This window comes from Staphylococcus sp. FSL W8-1268, assembly GCF_038003965.1.
In the GTDB taxonomy this organism is placed as follows: domain Bacteria; phylum Bacillota; class Bacilli; order Staphylococcales; family Staphylococcaceae; genus Staphylococcus; species Staphylococcus hominis.
Genome location: NZ_JBBOQE010000001.1, coordinates 1,987,531 through 2,003,885, shown reverse-complemented (window position 1 = coordinate 2,003,885; position 16,355 = coordinate 1,987,531). Strand labels below are relative to the sequence as shown.

Sequence of the window (16,355 nt, the reverse complement as noted above, 5' to 3'; positions counted from 1 at the left end):
TATACGCTATTAGTTAATAGCGAGTGTGAAAAGGTAAAGAAGTATTGGAGGAATCATCGTGGCAGAAAATAAAGGGTTTAAATTTAATATTATAAAAAATGATCCTCTAGATGGTCATAAAGGTACAAATATAGGAGCGATTAGTTTAGATAATATTGCACCTGTATTTATCGATGTTGCAAATAAAGAAGCATTTGTTGATATTGGCGGTATGCATGCACGTGCGGAAGTAGAAAAAGGCGTAAAGTGGATTACTGATAAAGAATCAGTGGAAGGTCCAGAGGCTAAGGAATATTGGTTATGTTGGGTGACTACTGAACGTGGTGAAAATGGTCCTTATTACGCGGGCGTCACTGCATGTTATTTACTTGTAAATAAAAGTATTCGTCGAGGTTATAAGAGTATGCCAGAACATGTCAATATGATGGATAAGTCTATGAAACATCAATTTATTATTGAACAAATGGGTGAAGAAAATAAAAAAGTATTAAAAGATTTTTTAATATCCCATAATGAAACGATGTGGAATAACTCAAACGAAACGTTATTCAAGGCATTTGATTAGAAAAAACTCGAGACACTCAGCAATGCATATTCAATGACTGAGTATCTCGAGTTTTTATTTTTTTAAAGTATCTCCAACATTATAAAACTGATAAACTGATTTCATTACATGATGATAAATCTGTTGAAAAGATTGTTCAGTTTGTTTACTAATAACTCTTAAATCTTCATATTCAGGTTTTATTTTAAAAATTTTTCCATTTTTTAAAGAAAGTTTAATTGAAACATTTCCATATGGCGTTTGAATATCACGAAATGTTCTATCTAAAATTCGACGATTCACTTTATAACTACGTACGCCAAGTGATGAGGTATGTTTTAATATCAACTCTTCAATACGTAATTTATCTTCAACTTTACAAATAATAGTTAACTGAGTAGCTGGTCGATTCTTTTTCATAATAATAGGAGAATAGTATATGTCTAATACATCGTTTTGTAATGCAGTATCCATAAAATGGCCTAACGTTTCTGGTGTCATATCATCCATTTGACATTCTAACACTTGTACTTGATCATAACTTGTCTCATTATTTGTAAATTGAATCGCTCTAATTACATTTGGAAAATCAAAATTTTTAGTCCCTGCGCCGTATCCGATATGATGTATTGTAGCAGCTGGAAAAGGGCCGAATTCTGTCACTAAACTTTTAGCAATTGCTGCACCTGTCGGTGTAGTCAGTTCGCTGTGAACGTCAAAGTTTGTTAATGGTATACCTTTTAAAATTTCTGCTGTGGCAGGTGCCGGTACTGGATATATACCATGAGCTATTTTAATTTTCCCATTTCCAGTAGGAATGGGTGAACAGTACAAATGATCGATATTAAGTAATTCTAAAGCGATACACCCTCCAACGATGTCAATGATAGAATCCATGGCACCGACTTCATGAAAATGAACGTCTTTAATAGACATGCCATGAATTTTTGCCTCTGCATGACCAATCATTTCAAAAATAGACTTACTTCTCATTTTTACTCTGTCATCTAAATCACTTTCATCAATCATTTTAAATATATCAGATGCTGTTCGATGGTGATGTGACTCATGAAAATCAATGGATAAAGTCATTGCATGAATACCTTGTTTCATTTCTTTTTTAAAATTTAACTTAAAATTATCAATAGGTAATTTTTTAAGTTCATGTTCTATTTCGTTTGGTGAAGCACCTAAGTCTACCAACGCAGATAGGAGCATGTCTCCAGCAATACCTGCATGACAATCTAAGTATAATGCATTACTCATATATTTCTCTCATCCTCATTTTTTTCTAACATATTCATAATCATTGCGGCATTGTACCCTGCGCCAAATCCATTATCAATATTTAAGACACTGGTACCTGGTGCACAGCTATTTACCATAGATAAAAGAGTAGTGACACCATTAAAGTTAGCGCCATAACCTACACTGGTAGGAACAGCGTAAACGGGATGGTCTACGAGTCCGCCTACCACGCTTGCAAGTGCACCTTCCATTCCAGCAATGACTATACTTACTTTACCTTGTCGAATTTCATGAATATGTTCAAACAAACGATGTATCCCCGAAACACCAACATCATAGTAACGTTTCACATTAATGCCCATAAGTTCCGCAGTAATAGCTGCTTCTTCAGAAACCGGTAAGTCTGAAGTTCCGGCACAAAGCACAGAAATATAATGTTTTGATTTTTGAACCGATGCAATCGGAGTACAAACAATGCGAGCTTCAGGATGATATTCTAAATGCGGATGTTTTTCTAATACATAATTTGCTTTTTCTTCATTAATTCGTGTAACAAGAATTACATGGTGATGACGAGATAAACTAGTTATAATAGTATCAATTTGTTCTTTTGTTTTACCTTGTCCAAAGATAACTTCTGGAAAACCTTGACGCTTTGCTCTATGTAAATCAATTTTAGCAAAGCCCAATTCGTCGTAATGACTAAGTTGGGCTTTAGCTTCATCAATTGATATTTGGTTTGATTTTACACCTTCGAGCAGATTTTCAATAAAATGTTGATTATTACTCATAAGTGTACGTCCTTATACTAATTTAGTATTTTTTGTATCAATGACTTCGTTCATACTACCTGTGCGGTAACCTTCTAAGTCTACAGTTACATAATCAAAACCTAATTCTTTTAAACGTAACGTAATATTATCTTTATTTTTAATTACTGTAGCTAAATCTTCTTCTGAAACTTCAATACGTGCAATATTTTGGTGATAACGTACACGAACATTGTTGACACCTAAGTTTAAGATATGTTTTTCAGCTTCGTTTACTTTATTTACTTTAGTGAAACTTAATGCTTCGCCATAAGGGATTCGAGAAGCTAAGCTACACAATGCTGGTTTATTCCAAACAGGTAAATCATATTTTTTACTAAGTTCACGAACTTCAGTTTTATATAATTTAGCTTCTTGAAGTACACTACGTACCTTGAATTCATCTCTTGCTTTTAAACCAGGACGGAAATCTTCTAAATCATCCATAATCATACCATCTAATACATAGTTGAAACCAAGTGTCTCTTTAATGTCTGTTAATTTGCTATACATTAATCGTTTACTATAGTACCAACTTTCAGGTGTATTTCTAACAATATTTTCATCTTGTAATTCCGCCATTTCAGTTTCTACAACGTCAATACCTAGTTCATGCCCCAATTCAATAGCTTTATTAAATTCTTCATTTCTGAAAAGTTCTGATTTTACAACGACGGGTTTAACATTTTCTTTACCTAATACATTGATGGCTTTTTTTAATACTAAACTACTATCTACGCCACCAGAAAATGCAATAACAACACTTTCCATTTCTTTTAATAATGTATCTAAAGTATTTTCTTTATTTAATAATTCAGTCATATTTATCAATCCTTTCAATTAGTCTTCATCTTCTACATAAGGAATTGTCAAGGGTCCTTGTGGCATTACACCAATACTCAATTTACGACCATACTGTTCTTCTAAATCAGCAATTGTTTTTTCAATATTTGAAGTAGGATTTAACATTGAATCTTTTAATTGTTGGTCAGTAAGTTCTGAGTAAACATACACATTTGCGAAGGTTTGAATGCTTGCATGTTTTTGTACTTGCCATTGGTCAACCTCTGAAAAGTTTGGATCATGAATTAAATCTAAGATACCTTGCGGTGTATCAGCCATTTTGAAAATTTCAGCAAATTTACCATGGTCTGGAAAACCATCTGCACATTCTGAAACCATAATAATATTCCCATCTTTTTTAACAACTTTACTTGCCGCACTCATACCTTTAACGGTTTGATATAAATTTTGATCGAGTGGATAACCAGAATTTGAAGCAATGACAACATCAAAGCGATCATCACATTTAAACATGGCATGTTCTTTAACATATGCACACCCTTCTTTATGAGCTTCAAATACATCACCACCAAAAGCTGCAGTGATTTGTTTATCTTTATTTAAAGCGACATTTAACATAAAGTTTGGTTTACACATTTTATTAACTTCACGTGCCATATCTTGAACAGGATTATCTTCTAGGTTTCCCCAAGTCGATCTTGGATCACCAATCATTTTTGCATTATGAAATGTTTGAATGGTTTCAAGACCAGCGATGCCAGGCATGATTCCTTTAGGTCCACCAGAAAAACCTGCAAAGAAGTGAGGTTCGATAAAGCCAGTAACAATTTTAAAATCAGATGCTACATAGTCTTTATTTAAGTAAGCATCGCAACCATATTTACTGTGCCCAACTTTAGTAAGATTTTCTTTTTCATTGCAGTGATTCTGAACGATTTTAACAGAATCAACGATATCTTCTCCTAACATTTGAATTAATTCATCACGTGTTTGATCACGATGTGTTCCTGTGCCATTAATAATGACGAAATTTTCACGAGGAACGTGATTTAATTCTTCAATGAGTAGGGGGACCAGTATATGGTTAGGTGTTGGACGTGTAATATCGCTTATGACTATTGAAACAATATCATCCTTATTTACTAATTCTTTTAATGGTTTTGAGCCAGTAGGATGTCTTAAGACATTTTGAATTGCTGAAGTATAATCTTCAAGGGCCTCGATATTTTGTGGTTCTATGACTGTACTATCATCTGGCACTTCGACTTCAACTTCGGATTTCCCATATAAAACATGTGTTTTCACAGTTTTCCCCTCCAATAAGTCAAGATGATAAATAGTAAATTATATGTTTATTACAATTAAAAGTATAGCATATTTAATGCTCGTTTTTTAATTAAAGGAAATTAATAGAAATATAAGTAATTAAATAATTAATCATAAAAAAGTAAAATATTTCCATTTTTATAAGCATTTACATGTAATGAAGTTAGGTTGTAATTATATTGAATAAGGAGTGGTTTGCCATGAAAGCAGCAGTAGTAACGCATAATCATAAAGTAAATGTGCAAAAGAAAGAATTACGTAACTTAGAACCAGGTGAGGCTTTAGTTCAAACCGAGTATTGTGGTGTATGTCACACAGATTTACACGTTAAAAATGTAGATTTCGGAGATGTAACAGGTCGAATTTTAGGACATGAGGGTATTGGACGTGTAATCAAGATAGCAGATGATGTGATATCTTTAAAAGTAGGTGATCGTGTTTCTATTGCTTGGTTATTTGAAAGCTGTGGTCATTGTGAATATTGCACAACAGGCCGTGAAACTTTATGTCGTAATGTAAAAAATGCAGGTTATACAGTTGATGGTGCAATGGCGGAACAAGTAATTGTTACAGCAGACTATGCAGTTAAAGTACCTAAAAATTTAGATCCAGCAGCAGCGTCTTCAATTACATGTGCAGGCGTAACCACATATAAAGCAGTTAAAGTAAATCAAATTCAACCAGGTCAATGGATTGGAATATTCGGTATTGGCGGTTTAGGTAACTTAGCATTACAATATGCGAAAAATGTATTCAACGCTAAAGTGGTTACTTTTGATATTAGTGACGATAAATTAAATTTTGCGAAAGAACTAGGTGCAGATGCAGTTGTTAACACAAAAAATCAAGATGCTGTTGAAGAAGTTAATAAATTAACAGATGAAAAAGGACTTGATGCAACAGTAATTACAGATGTAGCTAAAACGCCATTTAATCAAGCAGTAGATGTTGTTAAAGCTGGCGCGCGTGTTGTAGCAGTTGGTTTACCTGTTGAAAAAATGGATTTAGAAATTCCTCGTTTAGTTCTCGATGGTATCGAAGTAGTAGGTTCTTTAGTGGGAACACGACAAGACTTAAAAGAAGCATTTCAATTTGCTGCTGAAGGTAAGGTTATACCTAAAGTTCAAACACGTGAATTAGAAGAAATAAATGATATTTTTGAAGAAATGGAAAAAGGAACTATTACAGGTCGAATGGTAATTAAATTCTAATATATTAATAAAAAATATATAAAGGTTTTATTTCATAGATGCGGAGAAGATAGTGAAGCAAAAGTATTTATTTCTGGGAAATAAGGTACAGTTAATCTAATTTAGTTATTAAGAAATGTTATTTAATGATATAATTATTTAAAAGATTATATCTAATTTATGGAGTAAAGAGGACAACAAATGAAAAATATCTTATTATTTGTATCATCAATCGGTTTCGGCATCATTTTCTTCTATAAATATAGAACACTTTTAGAAAAGTATCATTATGATATTGTTGAACTTGAATCAAAAGCAGACATATTAGAAAGAAAAAAGTAATACCATGATACTAATGGTGACATTCAAAACATAATAGCTTGGAAAAATAGAGTCTGAGACTTAAAACATAAGCGTCTTAGACTCTTTTTCATTACATAGAAGTAGATAATTAAATTAAAAACACAGGATATCAAGATTTTTTAATTGTAGCAGGGCCCCAACACAAAGACTTTCAAAGAGAAAGTCAACGGGTAACGTAAGTTGGGGAAAGGACTTAAATGGGACAATGAACGCAAAATGACTTTTGTTTTACTGACGTTGTTATGATAACTATTTCACTAATGTTGATAGAATTTTGTTAACTTCAAGCACTATAGGATTTATGCTATAATGTGGTGTAATATTTTAAAGATTAAGGTGAGTCAGACGTTGGATAAGAATATACACATTCAAACGAAACAAGTCTTAAAACAAAATGGAGAAAAACAAACATTTGAATTTTCTTCTCAAGGGTCATGGCAACAAAAACATGCCGATTATATTCGATATCAAGAACAAATTGAAAGTGCAGTTGTTAGTGTAACAATTAAAATTGAAGACAATGGCGTGAAGTTGATACGTAAAGGTGATATCAATATGAACTTACACTTCGTTGAAGGTAAGGACACTACAACACTTTACACTATACCAGCAGGACGCATTCCATTAATAGTAAGAACTAAGAGTATTTTACATTTTGTAAATGAAAATGGTGGAAAATTAAAAATACAATACGAATTACATCAAAATGACGAAAAAATGGGCTCATATCAATATGAAATTAAGTATAAGGAGATAGGCGAATGAATATTATTGAAAAAGTAAAGAAAACTTTAATACAAGAAATTGAAGCAAGTATTAAAAAAGCAAATCTAGCAGAAGATATTCCTGAAATTAAAGTTGAAATCCCTAAAGATACTAAAAATGGAGACTATTCTACTAATATTGCAATGGTCTTAACTAAAATTGCTAAACGTAATCCACGCGATATTGCTCAAGCTATTGTAGACAATTTAGATACAAGTAAAGCAAATGTAAAACAAGTAGATATCGCTGGTCCAGGATTTATCAATTTTTATTTAGATAATCAATATTTAACAGCTGTCATCTCAGAAGCAATTCAAAAAGGTGATAAATTTGGTTATGCGGAAGAACCAAAAAACAAAAAAATATTATTAGAATATGTATCAGCAAATCCAACTGGTGACTTACATATTGGACATGCTCGAAATGCTGCTGTAGGTGATTCACTAGCAAATATTTTAATTGCAGCTGGTTACGATGTAACACGTGAATATTATATTAATGATGCTGGTAATCAAATTACAAATTTAGCACGTTCAATTGAAACACGTTTCTTTGAGGCATTAGGGGATACAAGCCATGAAATGCCAACAGATGGCTATAATGGTAAAGACATTGTCGAAATTGGTAAAGACTTAGCCAAAAAACATCCGGAAATGAAAGATTACTCTGATGAAGAACGCTTAAAAACATTTAGACAACTGGGTGTTGATTATGAAATGGATAAATTGAAAAAAGATTTATCAGATTTCAATGTTCATTTTGATAATTGGTTTAGTGAAACATCACTATACGAAAATGGTGCGATTGATAATACATTAGAAAAAATGCATGAGTTAGGCTATACGTATGAAGCAGATGGTGCCACTTGGTTACGTACGTCAGACTTTAAGGATGATAAAGATAGAGTACTAATCAAAAAAGATGGTAACTATACGTACTTTACACCTGATACAGCGTATCACTACAATAAAATTAATCGTGGCAATGATATTTTAATTGATTTAATGGGTGCAGATCATCATGGTTATATTAATCGTTTAAAAGCAAGTTTAGAAACATTTGGTGTAGATAGCGATCGTTTAGAAATTCAAATTATGCAAATGGTTCGTTTAATGCAAAATGGCGAAGAAGTTAAAATGAGTAAACGTACAGGTAATGCAATTACGTTACGTGAAATTATGGATGAAGTAGGCATTGATGCGGCGCGCTATTTCTTAACAATGCGTAGTCCTGATTCGCACTTTGATTTTGATTTGGAACTTGCAAAAGAGCAATCTCAAGATAATCCAATTTATTATGCACAATATGCACATGCACGTATTTGTTCAATTTTAAAACAAGCTAAAGAAAAAGGGATTGAAATAGACAAAAACGCTGACTTTAGTACCATTACAAATGAAAAAGCGATTGATTTATTGAAGAAAGTAGCAGAGTTTGAGCCTACAATTGAGAGTGCTGCTGAAAGTCGTGCACCACATCGATTAACTAATTATATTCAAGACCTAGCTTCAGCATTCCATAAATTCTATAATGCTGAAAAGGTATTATCTGATGATATTGAAAAAACAAAAGCACATGTTGCTCTTATTGAAGCTGTTAAAATTACATTACATAATGCATTAGCATTAGTGGGTGTATCAGCACCAGAATCAATGTAATATAAATACTTTTAAATTAAAAGCACCTTTACGAATATTTATTTGTGAAGGTGTTTATTTTTTATAGAAAGGTAAAAAGATGTCAATGATGACTACAGAACAACTTTACAAAGCATTATTAAAACATATGGGTCCTCAAGGATGGTGGCCAGCAGATACACGTGAAGAGATTATATTAGGTGCTATATTAGTTCAAAATACAAACTGGAATAATGCTGCACTTTCTCTTAGACGGCTGAAAGAAGCAACCCATTTTGAACCTCAAAACATATTAGATCTGCCGATAGAAGAACTAAAAATATTAATCCGCTCTAGTGGTTTCTATAACAATAAAGCAAAAGCAATTTCTACATTATTCAACTGGTTAAATCAATATCAGTTTGATTATTGCAAAATTAATGAAGTATATGGAGAACATTTAAGAAATGAATTACTTAAACTACATGGTATTGGAAGTGAAACAGCAGATGTATTGCTAGTCTACATTTTTGAGAGGGTTGAATTTATTCCTGATCATTATACACGTCGGTTATATAGAAAACTCGGTTATGCCAATACTGAGAATTACGATAAATTAAAAAGACATGTTGAATTACCTTCAAACTTTACAAATCAAGATGCAAATGAATTTCATGCTTTACTAGATAATTTTGGGAAAAATTATTTTAATGGCTCCATTGAACAAAGATATCATTTCTTAGATCCATATTTTACAAATATGGATTGACCTTAACGTGACGTCATAGCTTAGTCTCTTTTATAGAAAGTTGAAAAGAGAAGTGAATCAAATAGATTAAGAAAAAGGTAGGATGTCAGAATGGAAAATCAGGTATATTTTACACCCAGTGACGTAAGTCATATTACCGAAGTCACTAAACGCACACTTCATTATTACCATGAAATTGAGTTGCTTGTGCCAACTTATATTGCATCTAATGGTTATCGTTATTATTCTTCTAAGGATATCTCTAAATTACAGACCATTCAATTTCTAAGGGAACTTAATGTATCATTAGCAGATATTCAACTTTATTTTAGTAACAGTATAGAAGAGAAAAATATAATATTAGAAAATAATTATCAGCGTATTGTTGCACAAAGAGATCAATTAAACAAAATGATTCATTTTCTTAATCATCATCTCGTTAATCATAGAAAAGAGGAGATTAATATGAGTAAATGGAATAATGATAATATACAACATCAATATGAGAAAGAAGCTGAAATGAAATATAGCCATACTCCTTATTATCAAGCTTTTAAAGCGAATCAAAAACGATTGAATTCTACAGAAAAACAACAAAATAATAAGAAAACAATGGAGAGGTTACATTCATTCTTTGATAAAATGAATGAATTATTCATTGCAAACTATAAAACAAATCATATACAGGTTAAACAAGCTATTTCTGAACTAAAAGATATTCTTCAAACACAAGTACCTAACGTAGATGAACAATTTTTAGAATATATTGCCTCGATTTATGAAAATGATGAGCGATTTGCTAAAACAATTAATAACAAACGACATGATAATTTAAATCAGTATATTGCTGATGCGATTCGAAATGATATTTAATAAAAGATGTTTTTAAGTTCTATAATATGTAATGATATATGTATAATATATCTGATGAATAGAAGGAGCTTAAACATGATAGAAGCATTCAAATTATTTTGGCAAAATTATTTTAATGTAAAAAGTCGAACTAGAAGACGTCATTATTGGTTTGCTATTTTAGCTAATTGTATTATTTTAGTGATCATTAGTTTACTTTTTAATATCATTACTTTGGGGTTAAATGGAGGACATACATTTTTTGATATTGTGTATGAAATCATTGATATCATTATTTTTATAGGAACGTTTACGATGACGGTGCGTCGTTTACATGATACAGGGCACACATTGGTTCTGCCTCTTATTATTTTAATATTTACATTAATTAGAAAAATTTCAAGTATTGTAGATAGAACATACGGTATTTCAATTGATGGTTTTTTCAACGGAATGATTGCGCTTGAATCAGGAATTATGGTGGCAGCGATGTCTTTAGTCTTACTTATTATTCTTGTGATCACTTTTGCATTTACAATAAAAGATAGTGATGAGGAGACAAATAAGTATGGTCCAAATCCTAAAATAGCTGCTGTATAATATGAAAAAAGGAAGGATACAGAATGTATTTTGAAATCTGTTTCCTTCTTTTTTTATTTTGAAATAGAATTAAATCATTAAGTTTAACCAATAATATAAAATTACACAATAAAAATTTATAGAATTAAATTAATGATATAAATAATTTGGTATGATAAATATATGAAATAAACAAAATTGTGAAAGGAAGGTATGGTTTATAAATGAACAATAAGAAGCTGTGGATTATTTTATTTACATTAGTATTAGTTTTAGCAGCGTGTGGACAAAACCAATCGAGTGAAAAAGGACATCATTCTACGCACTCAACTGAGCAAGAAACAATGGATCACAATGATAATACTCATACATATCATCGTATTATATCTTTGATTCCAAGTAATACTGAAATATTATATAGACTTGGTCTTGGAAAAAATATTATAGGTGTATCAACAGTTGATGATTATCCAAAAAACGTGAAAAAAGGCAAGCAACAATTTGATGCAATGAACTTAAATAAAGAAGCACTTTTAAAAGCTAAACCTGATTTGATTTTAGCTCATGAATCTCAAAAATCATCTGCTAAAAAAACACTTGATAGTTTAGCTGATAGTGGTGTGAAGGTAGTATATGTTAAAGACGCTCAGTCTTTAAATCAAGTCTACGATTCATTTGAGCAAGTAGGTAAAGTGACGCATCATGAAAAAGAGGCGAAACAGTTAGTCAAAGAAACAAAAGATAATGTTCAAAAAGTAATTGAATCAATTCCAGCACATCATAAAAAACAGAGCGTTTTTATAGAAGTGTCTTCAAAACCTGAAATATATACAGCAGGAAAAGAAACCTTTTTCAATGATATGATAGAAAAACTAGATACAAAAAATGTATTTTCAAATGTTAGTGGATGGAAAGCAGTAGATAAAGAAAGTATTATTAGAAAAAATCCTGATATTTTAATTTCAACTGAAGGTATTTCAAAAGAAGAATATTATGAAGTGATTAAAGAACGTGATGGTTTCTCTGAAGTCAACGCAGTAAAAAATGAACGTGTGGAAACAGTCAATGGTGACGAAATTTCACGACCAGGACCTCGTATAGATGAGGGGATGAAAGAATTACGTGATGCAATTTATAAACGTTAAAACGTTAAGATGAGAGACTTTTCAAAAGCCTACAACGATATTGATAATGTTGTAGGCTTTTTATACAACATAGAGTCTTGTAAATTGAGTAAAACAGAGAAAGAATCATTTTGTAATCTTATTTTAATTAGTAGTAAGGATATATTCATTGTAATATAGGAAATAAATAATAATTGAAATGTGAGTGGAAATGAAACGACATCTATATTTAACATTTTCAGTTTGGACATTTTGCTTATGTGTCATCATAGCTATAAGTCTTTTTTGGGATTTAGGGTCATTACATCAAGCATTTAATCAAATGATTTTTTTTAAAGTTAGAGTTCCTAGAACATTTGAGGCGCTTATGGTAGGAGCTATATTAACGTTGACGGGTCAATTATTTCAAACGGTATTAAATAATCCTTTAGCAGATAGCTTTACACTTGGTTTAGCGAGTGGAGCGACTTTTGGATCAAGTTTAGCTATATTTTTAGGCGTATCTTTTCTATTTATTCCAATTTTTTCTATCATTTTTAGTATCACGACACTTTTACTTGTTGTTATAATGACAATCGTATTGTCTAGAAATTTTCCAATTAGAGTACTCATCATATCTGGACTTATGGTAGGCGCTTTTTTTAATGCATTAATATATATACTTACACTCATTAAACCAGAACGTACGAATCGTATGTTAGCCTATTATTTTGGAGGATTTGCGAATGCCGAAATGAATGAGCTCGTTTATATTACAATGGTTTCTTTGCCAATCATTATTGTGATATATAGTTTAGTTACACCAATTAAGCTCTTGCAATTAGGAGAAGCTAAAAGTAAGTCTCTAGGGTTAAATGTGCAATGGATAACATTTATTGTACTTTTGTTAACATCTATTATGACAGCTATAGCAGTAGCGTTTATAGGTGTGATAGGTTTTATTGGCATCATTGTACCTCAATTAATTAGACGATATTATTTTCAATATAGTCTTGCTATACAAATGACATTAAACATATTGATAGGTGCATTAACGATGCTATTCGCTGATGTTATAGGGAAGATGGTTATCAATCCAGTGCAAATTCCAGCAAGTATTATTTTATCACTTGTTGGGATACCCATATTATTTTATATTTTAGTCACTCAATCTAATACAACACGTTAGTGAAGTGAACAAAAATTATTAAAATAAGAATAATTATATTGATAAGAGGTAAATAAAAATGGACTTAAGCCAAATCAAAGCAGTTGTGTTCGATTTAGAAGGAACATTATTGGATAGAACTAAGTCTCGAGATAAATTTATAGAAGAACAATATGAACGTTTTCATGATTATTTTGTACATGTACAACTTGCTGACTTTAAACATAAATTTATAGAATTAGATGATGATGAAGATAACGATAAACCTTATGTATATAAAGAGATAATAAAACAATTTCACATCGATAGATTGAAATGGAAAGATTTATTTCATGATTTCGAAATGCATTTCTATCGATATGTATTTCCATACTACGATACATTATACACACTTGAAAAGTTGTCAGAGCATGATTATTTACTAGGTGTAATTGCAAACGGGAAATCAAAGATTAAACAATTTCGGATTTATTCATTAGGAATAGAACATGTGATTAATTATTTATCAACTTCTGAAACAGTAGGTTACCGCAAACCTCACCCACGTATTTTTGAAGATATGATTGATCAACTTGGCGTCTTACCAGAAGAAATTATGTATGTTGGAGATGATGCCTTAAATGATGTTGCTCCTGCACGTGCTATGGGAATGGTAAGTGTTTGGTATAAACAAGAAAATGCTGAATTAGAACCTTTAGAAGAAGAAGTAGATTATATCATTACAACAATAGAAGAGCTCTTAACGATTTTATCCGTAAATAAACAAAAAAAAGGAGATAATTAAATGGAATTATTTACAAGAAAAGGTGGATTTACATTAAATTACAATACTATGGGACAAGGATACCCAGTAGTGCTTGTACATACTGCGTTTGAAAATGCTTCAATTTTTCAAAATTTAGCTCATGAACTTTCAAAAACATTTCAAGTCGTATTATTGGATTTACGTGGTCATGGATATTCAGATAAACCACGACATATTAAATTCAATGAATTTGCAGATGATATTATTTTATTATTAGATTATCTCTACATAGATCAAGCGGCTTTTATTGGCCATGAAATGGGTGCTACAATTATTGCGCATTTATCAAAGCAATATCCAGAGTATGTATCTTCGTTAACAATGATCAATCCGACATCTATTGAAGGAGAGTTACCAGAAGAACGATTGTTTAGAAAATACGCACATAAAATCCGTAACTGGAATGAAGATAAACAAGAGAAGTTTTTAGATAAACATCGCTATTATAAACATCGTAAAGTGAATAAGTTCTTAAAAAATGTCGAAGATACTAATTCAATTTCTACTAAAGAAGAGACAGAAGCAGTAGATGAAGTATTTAAACAAAGAGGAATTGCAAAAGTATTTGAGTACATCACTAAACCCACATTTATAGTTGCAAGTGCTTATGGAGAAAGAATAACATCTCTTGAATCTAAAGAAGTAGCAGATTTAATAGGAAATGTATATTTCGAAGTGTATTCGAAGTCAAGCATGTATCCTTTTGAAGAAGAACAAGAGAAGTTTATCCATGATGTGACACCTTTTATAAAAAAACATATGCCTCAACACTAAATAGTATTGTTTACCAATATTAATGCATTATAAAAATGAAATATTTTGTAATGTTTTTGTAATGTTTCTGTTATTTTGGTCATAAATAGGGTATACTGTAATTAAGCATAAAAGAAAAAGGAGCGAGTGCTTATGAAAAAGTTAGCAACAGCCCTATTAGTTTCTGGACTAGTAATGACAGGAGTAGGCTATAATCATGCTGAAGCAGCTAGTGGTAATTCGATTCAGACTGTACAACAATTAACTCAAGGTCAAAAAACATTAGAAAATGTGACTATAGGTGAATCAATTAAAAATGTTATTAATCACTATGGCACACCTATTTATTCATATAATCCAAATAATCAAGAAAAATACTATGAATTCCATACAAACAAAGGTGTATTAGTTGTTACTGCAATCGGTAAAAAAAATACTGGTTATGTAACTAGAGTATCAATGACTTATAATCAAGCCAATGGTCCAACTTATCAAAAAGTAGCACAAAGTGTAGGTAAAAAAGCCATTAAACGCGTTCAATATAATAGTGTAAGCGGCAATTTTGCTTATATTCAAAACGGTAAAACAAGCTATCAATTTGGTTCAAGCTCACCTAAAGACAAAGTATTAAAACTATATCGTATTGACATTAATAAATAATGTAATGAAGTAGTTAGTTAAAGTTACGTATCATCGATTTCATTTAAAAGATAATGAAATATACAGAAGTAGGATAACGAATTCCATCTGGAATTCGTTATCCTACTTCTTTTTTACGAAAAGAAATCAATTGAAATCTATGATAAAATGTTGAAATGAATGAATTGAATGTATTTTAAAACTTGCATTCGATAAAGGAGCAACATATGCGATCAAACGATAAATTATTACTTGAAAATGTGAATGATTATTTTACTCATAAAGGCATGCCCCCTAAACTTATCGATGACATTAAAGAAAATATAAGTAACGACTTTAAAAAATCCGAAGAAAAAAAGCAAGATTATCTTGATTTTAGGGGAAAAGCAACGGCTCAAATTATCTTAATTATTCAACGGAATTTATTTGGTTTACAATTGAATCCTATTATATTTTTTATTATCAATTTTATTTTAATTTCATATTTATATGATAAGCAATACGTTCCATTCCAAGCTGCAACCATATTATCTTTGTTTTATTGTATTGTTATTTTCCCGATTACTATTTTTATTCATATACAAATTGCTCGGAAAAAATATTTATATAGTAATCGCACAGAGATAATCATAGGCTATATGATTGCAATTATTGCCTTAATTCTTATTATTATGCGTGCATTTAATCTCACTATAGGCATTGTTCCTATTACTATGTATAGTCATCAATTTATTTTCTTTATGGGACTTATAATGAGTTTATGCGGGGTTATTTTTAAAAGATTAGAATATACAGCAGTAGGTTTATTATTCTCTCAAAAGACGATTGATGCTGTTATTGTAAATTCAAATGTCGCTCAAACTGTTTCACTTATCATTTGGATTATTATCGTCGTATTAATTGTTACATATACTATACGATTATCATCTAGAAGAAGTATTTAATAAAATATATGATTTTAACTCAACCATGATGAATAGGGTTGAGTTTTTTATTTAAATTATATAAAAATTTTTAAATAAAAAAATAATTAATTGTATACA

18 protein-coding genes are annotated in these 16,355 nt (G+C 30.8%); 14 read left to right on the top strand and 4 right to left on the bottom strand.

Annotation, left to right across the window (positions count from 1 at the left end; genetic code table 11):
• Positions 1–58: 58 nt before the first annotated feature.
• Complete coding sequence (locus NST64_RS10205; protein WP_107632340.1) at positions 59–565, top strand: YwhD family protein; 507 nt, start codon at positions 59–61, stop codon at positions 563–565.
• 54 nt (positions 566–619) lie between these two features.
• On the opposite strand, the gene larC is transcribed toward NST64_RS10205, so the two are convergent.
• Genes larC through larA form a run of 4 tightly spaced genes read right to left on the bottom strand, consistent with a single transcriptional unit; the run spans position 620 to position 4,710 of the window.
• Complete coding sequence (larC, locus tag NST64_RS10200; RefSeq protein ID WP_048682979.1) at positions 620–1,810, bottom strand: nickel pincer cofactor biosynthesis protein LarC; 1,191 nt, start codon at positions 1,808–1,810, stop codon at positions 620–622.
• Positions 1,807–2,583, bottom strand: coding sequence for a nickel pincer cofactor biosynthesis protein LarB (gene larB / locus NST64_RS10195; protein WP_002488579.1), 777 nt, complete (start codon positions 2,581–2,583; stop codon positions 1,807–1,809). Before larB ends, larC begins: the two co-directional genes overlap by 4 nt.
• A 12-nt stretch (positions 2,584–2,595) precedes the next feature.
• Positions 2,596–3,423 (bottom strand): ATP-dependent sacrificial sulfur transferase LarE, encoded by an 828-nt coding sequence (larE, locus tag NST64_RS10190; RefSeq protein WP_002488593.1) that lies wholly within the window; start codon positions 3,421–3,423, stop codon positions 2,596–2,598.
• An 18-nt stretch (positions 3,424–3,441) separates the two neighbouring features.
• A complete protein-coding gene (gene larA, locus NST64_RS10185; RefSeq protein WP_340731171.1) occupies positions 3,442–4,710 on the bottom strand; it encodes a nickel-dependent lactate racemase in 1,269 nt (422 codons plus the stop codon).
• 221 nt (positions 4,711–4,931) lie between these two features.
• On the opposite strand from larA, the gene adhP reads away from it, so the two are divergent.
• The 13 genes from adhP (at position 4,932) to NST64_RS10120 (ending at position 16,256) form a co-directional block, all read left to right on the top strand.
• On the top strand, positions 4,932–5,942 hold the full coding sequence (gene adhP, locus NST64_RS10180) for an alcohol dehydrogenase AdhP (RefSeq protein ID WP_107632339.1): 1,011 nt from the start codon (positions 4,932–4,934) through the stop codon (positions 5,940–5,942).
• A gap of 180 nt (positions 5,943–6,122) precedes the next feature.
• Positions 6,123–6,263, top strand: coding sequence for a hypothetical protein (locus NST64_RS10175; protein ID WP_002448878.1), 141 nt, complete (start codon positions 6,123–6,125; stop codon positions 6,261–6,263).
• A gap of 369 nt (positions 6,264–6,632) precedes the next feature.
• Positions 6,633–7,049, top strand: a complete 417-nt coding sequence (locus NST64_RS10170) for a DUF1934 domain-containing protein (protein ID WP_049418562.1) — start codon at positions 6,633–6,635, stop codon at positions 7,047–7,049.
• Positions 7,046–8,707 carry an arginine--tRNA ligase gene (gene argS / locus NST64_RS10165; RefSeq protein ID WP_070671541.1) on the top strand — a complete coding sequence of 554 codons (1,662 nt, stop codon included), beginning with the start codon at positions 7,046–7,048 and terminating at the stop codon, positions 8,705–8,707. The genes NST64_RS10170 and argS overlap by 4 nt, the downstream gene beginning before the upstream one ends.
• A gap of 79 nt (positions 8,708–8,786) precedes the next feature.
• The gene (locus NST64_RS10160; RefSeq protein ID WP_002448894.1) at positions 8,787–9,434 is read left to right on the top strand and encodes an endonuclease III domain-containing protein; all 648 of its coding nucleotides are present in this window, start codon (positions 8,787–8,789) and stop codon (positions 9,432–9,434) included.
• A 90-nt stretch (positions 9,435–9,524) separates the two neighbouring features.
• Positions 9,525–10,286 (top strand): MerR family transcriptional regulator, encoded by a 762-nt coding sequence (locus NST64_RS10155; RefSeq protein ID WP_107632337.1) that lies wholly within the window; start codon positions 9,525–9,527, stop codon positions 10,284–10,286.
• A 75-nt stretch (positions 10,287–10,361) separates the two neighbouring features.
• Entirely contained in the window at positions 10,362–10,865 is a 504-nt protein-coding gene (locus NST64_RS10150) for a DUF805 domain-containing protein (RefSeq protein WP_049418567.1), read from the top strand.
• 203 nt (positions 10,866–11,068) lie between these two features.
• Positions 11,069–11,989, top strand: coding sequence for an ABC transporter substrate-binding protein (locus NST64_RS10145; RefSeq protein WP_002455682.1), 921 nt, complete (start codon positions 11,069–11,071; stop codon positions 11,987–11,989).
• 190 nt (positions 11,990–12,179) lie between these two features.
• Positions 12,180–13,136 (top strand): FecCD family ABC transporter permease, encoded by a 957-nt coding sequence (locus tag NST64_RS10140; RefSeq protein WP_002488559.1) that lies wholly within the window; start codon positions 12,180–12,182, stop codon positions 13,134–13,136.
• Between the two features lie 58 nt (positions 13,137–13,194).
• Positions 13,195–13,899 carry an HAD family hydrolase gene (locus NST64_RS10135; protein ID WP_049334986.1) on the top strand — a complete coding sequence of 235 codons (705 nt, stop codon included), beginning with the start codon at positions 13,195–13,197 and terminating at the stop codon, positions 13,897–13,899.
• Complete coding sequence (locus tag NST64_RS10130) at positions 13,900–14,694, top strand: alpha/beta fold hydrolase (RefSeq protein ID WP_002488592.1); 795 nt, start codon at positions 13,900–13,902, stop codon at positions 14,692–14,694.
• A gap of 132 nt (positions 14,695–14,826) precedes the next feature.
• Positions 14,827–15,333 (top strand): SA0570 family protein, encoded by a 507-nt coding sequence (locus NST64_RS10125; RefSeq protein WP_002448912.1) that lies wholly within the window; start codon positions 14,827–14,829, stop codon positions 15,331–15,333.
• Positions 15,334–15,539: 206 nt separating this feature from the next.
• Positions 15,540–16,256 (top strand): hypothetical protein, encoded by a 717-nt coding sequence (locus NST64_RS10120; RefSeq protein WP_002448876.1) that lies wholly within the window; start codon positions 15,540–15,542, stop codon positions 16,254–16,256.
• Positions 16,257–16,355 lie beyond the last annotated feature (99 nt).

What these genes read in the sequence shown, in the direction of transcription:
- NST64_RS10145 (WP_002455682.1), top strand. Translation starts at nt 11,069, where the DNA reads ATGAACAATAAGAAGCTGTGGATTATTTTATTTACATTAGTATTAGTT.
- larE (WP_002488593.1), bottom strand. Translation starts at nt 3,423, where the DNA reads ATGACTGAATTATTAAATAAAGAAAATACTTTAGATACATTATTAAAA.
- NST64_RS10160 (WP_002448894.1), top strand. Translation starts at nt 8,787, where the DNA reads ATGTCAATGATGACTACAGAACAACTTTACAAAGCATTATTAAAACAT.
- NST64_RS10150 (WP_049418567.1), top strand. Translation starts at nt 10,362, where the DNA reads ATGATAGAAGCATTCAAATTATTTTGGCAAAATTATTTTAATGTAAAA.
- adhP (WP_107632339.1), top strand. Translation starts at nt 4,932, where the DNA reads ATGAAAGCAGCAGTAGTAACGCATAATCATAAAGTAAATGTGCAAAAG.
- NST64_RS10155 (WP_107632337.1), top strand. Translation starts at nt 9,525, where the DNA reads ATGGAAAATCAGGTATATTTTACACCCAGTGACGTAAGTCATATTACC.
- NST64_RS10175 (WP_002448878.1), top strand. Translation starts at nt 6,123, where the DNA reads ATGAAAAATATCTTATTATTTGTATCATCAATCGGTTTCGGCATCATT.
- larB (WP_002488579.1), bottom strand. Translation starts at nt 2,583, where the DNA reads ATGAGTAATAATCAACATTTTATTGAAAATCTGCTCGAAGGTGTAAAA.
- NST64_RS10120 (WP_002448876.1), top strand. Translation starts at nt 15,540, where the DNA reads ATGCGATCAAACGATAAATTATTACTTGAAAATGTGAATGATTATTTT.
- NST64_RS10130 (WP_002488592.1), top strand. Translation starts at nt 13,900, where the DNA reads ATGGAATTATTTACAAGAAAAGGTGGATTTACATTAAATTACAATACT.
- NST64_RS10135 (WP_049334986.1), top strand. Translation starts at nt 13,195, where the DNA reads ATGGACTTAAGCCAAATCAAAGCAGTTGTGTTCGATTTAGAAGGAACA.
- argS (WP_070671541.1), top strand. Translation starts at nt 7,046, where the DNA reads ATGAATATTATTGAAAAAGTAAAGAAAACTTTAATACAAGAAATTGAA.
- NST64_RS10140 (WP_002488559.1), top strand. Translation starts at nt 12,180, where the DNA reads ATGAAACGACATCTATATTTAACATTTTCAGTTTGGACATTTTGCTTA.
- larC (WP_048682979.1), bottom strand. Translation starts at nt 1,810, where the DNA reads ATGAGTAATGCATTATACTTAGATTGTCATGCAGGTATTGCTGGAGAC.
- NST64_RS10125 (WP_002448912.1), top strand. Translation starts at nt 14,827, where the DNA reads ATGAAAAAGTTAGCAACAGCCCTATTAGTTTCTGGACTAGTAATGACA.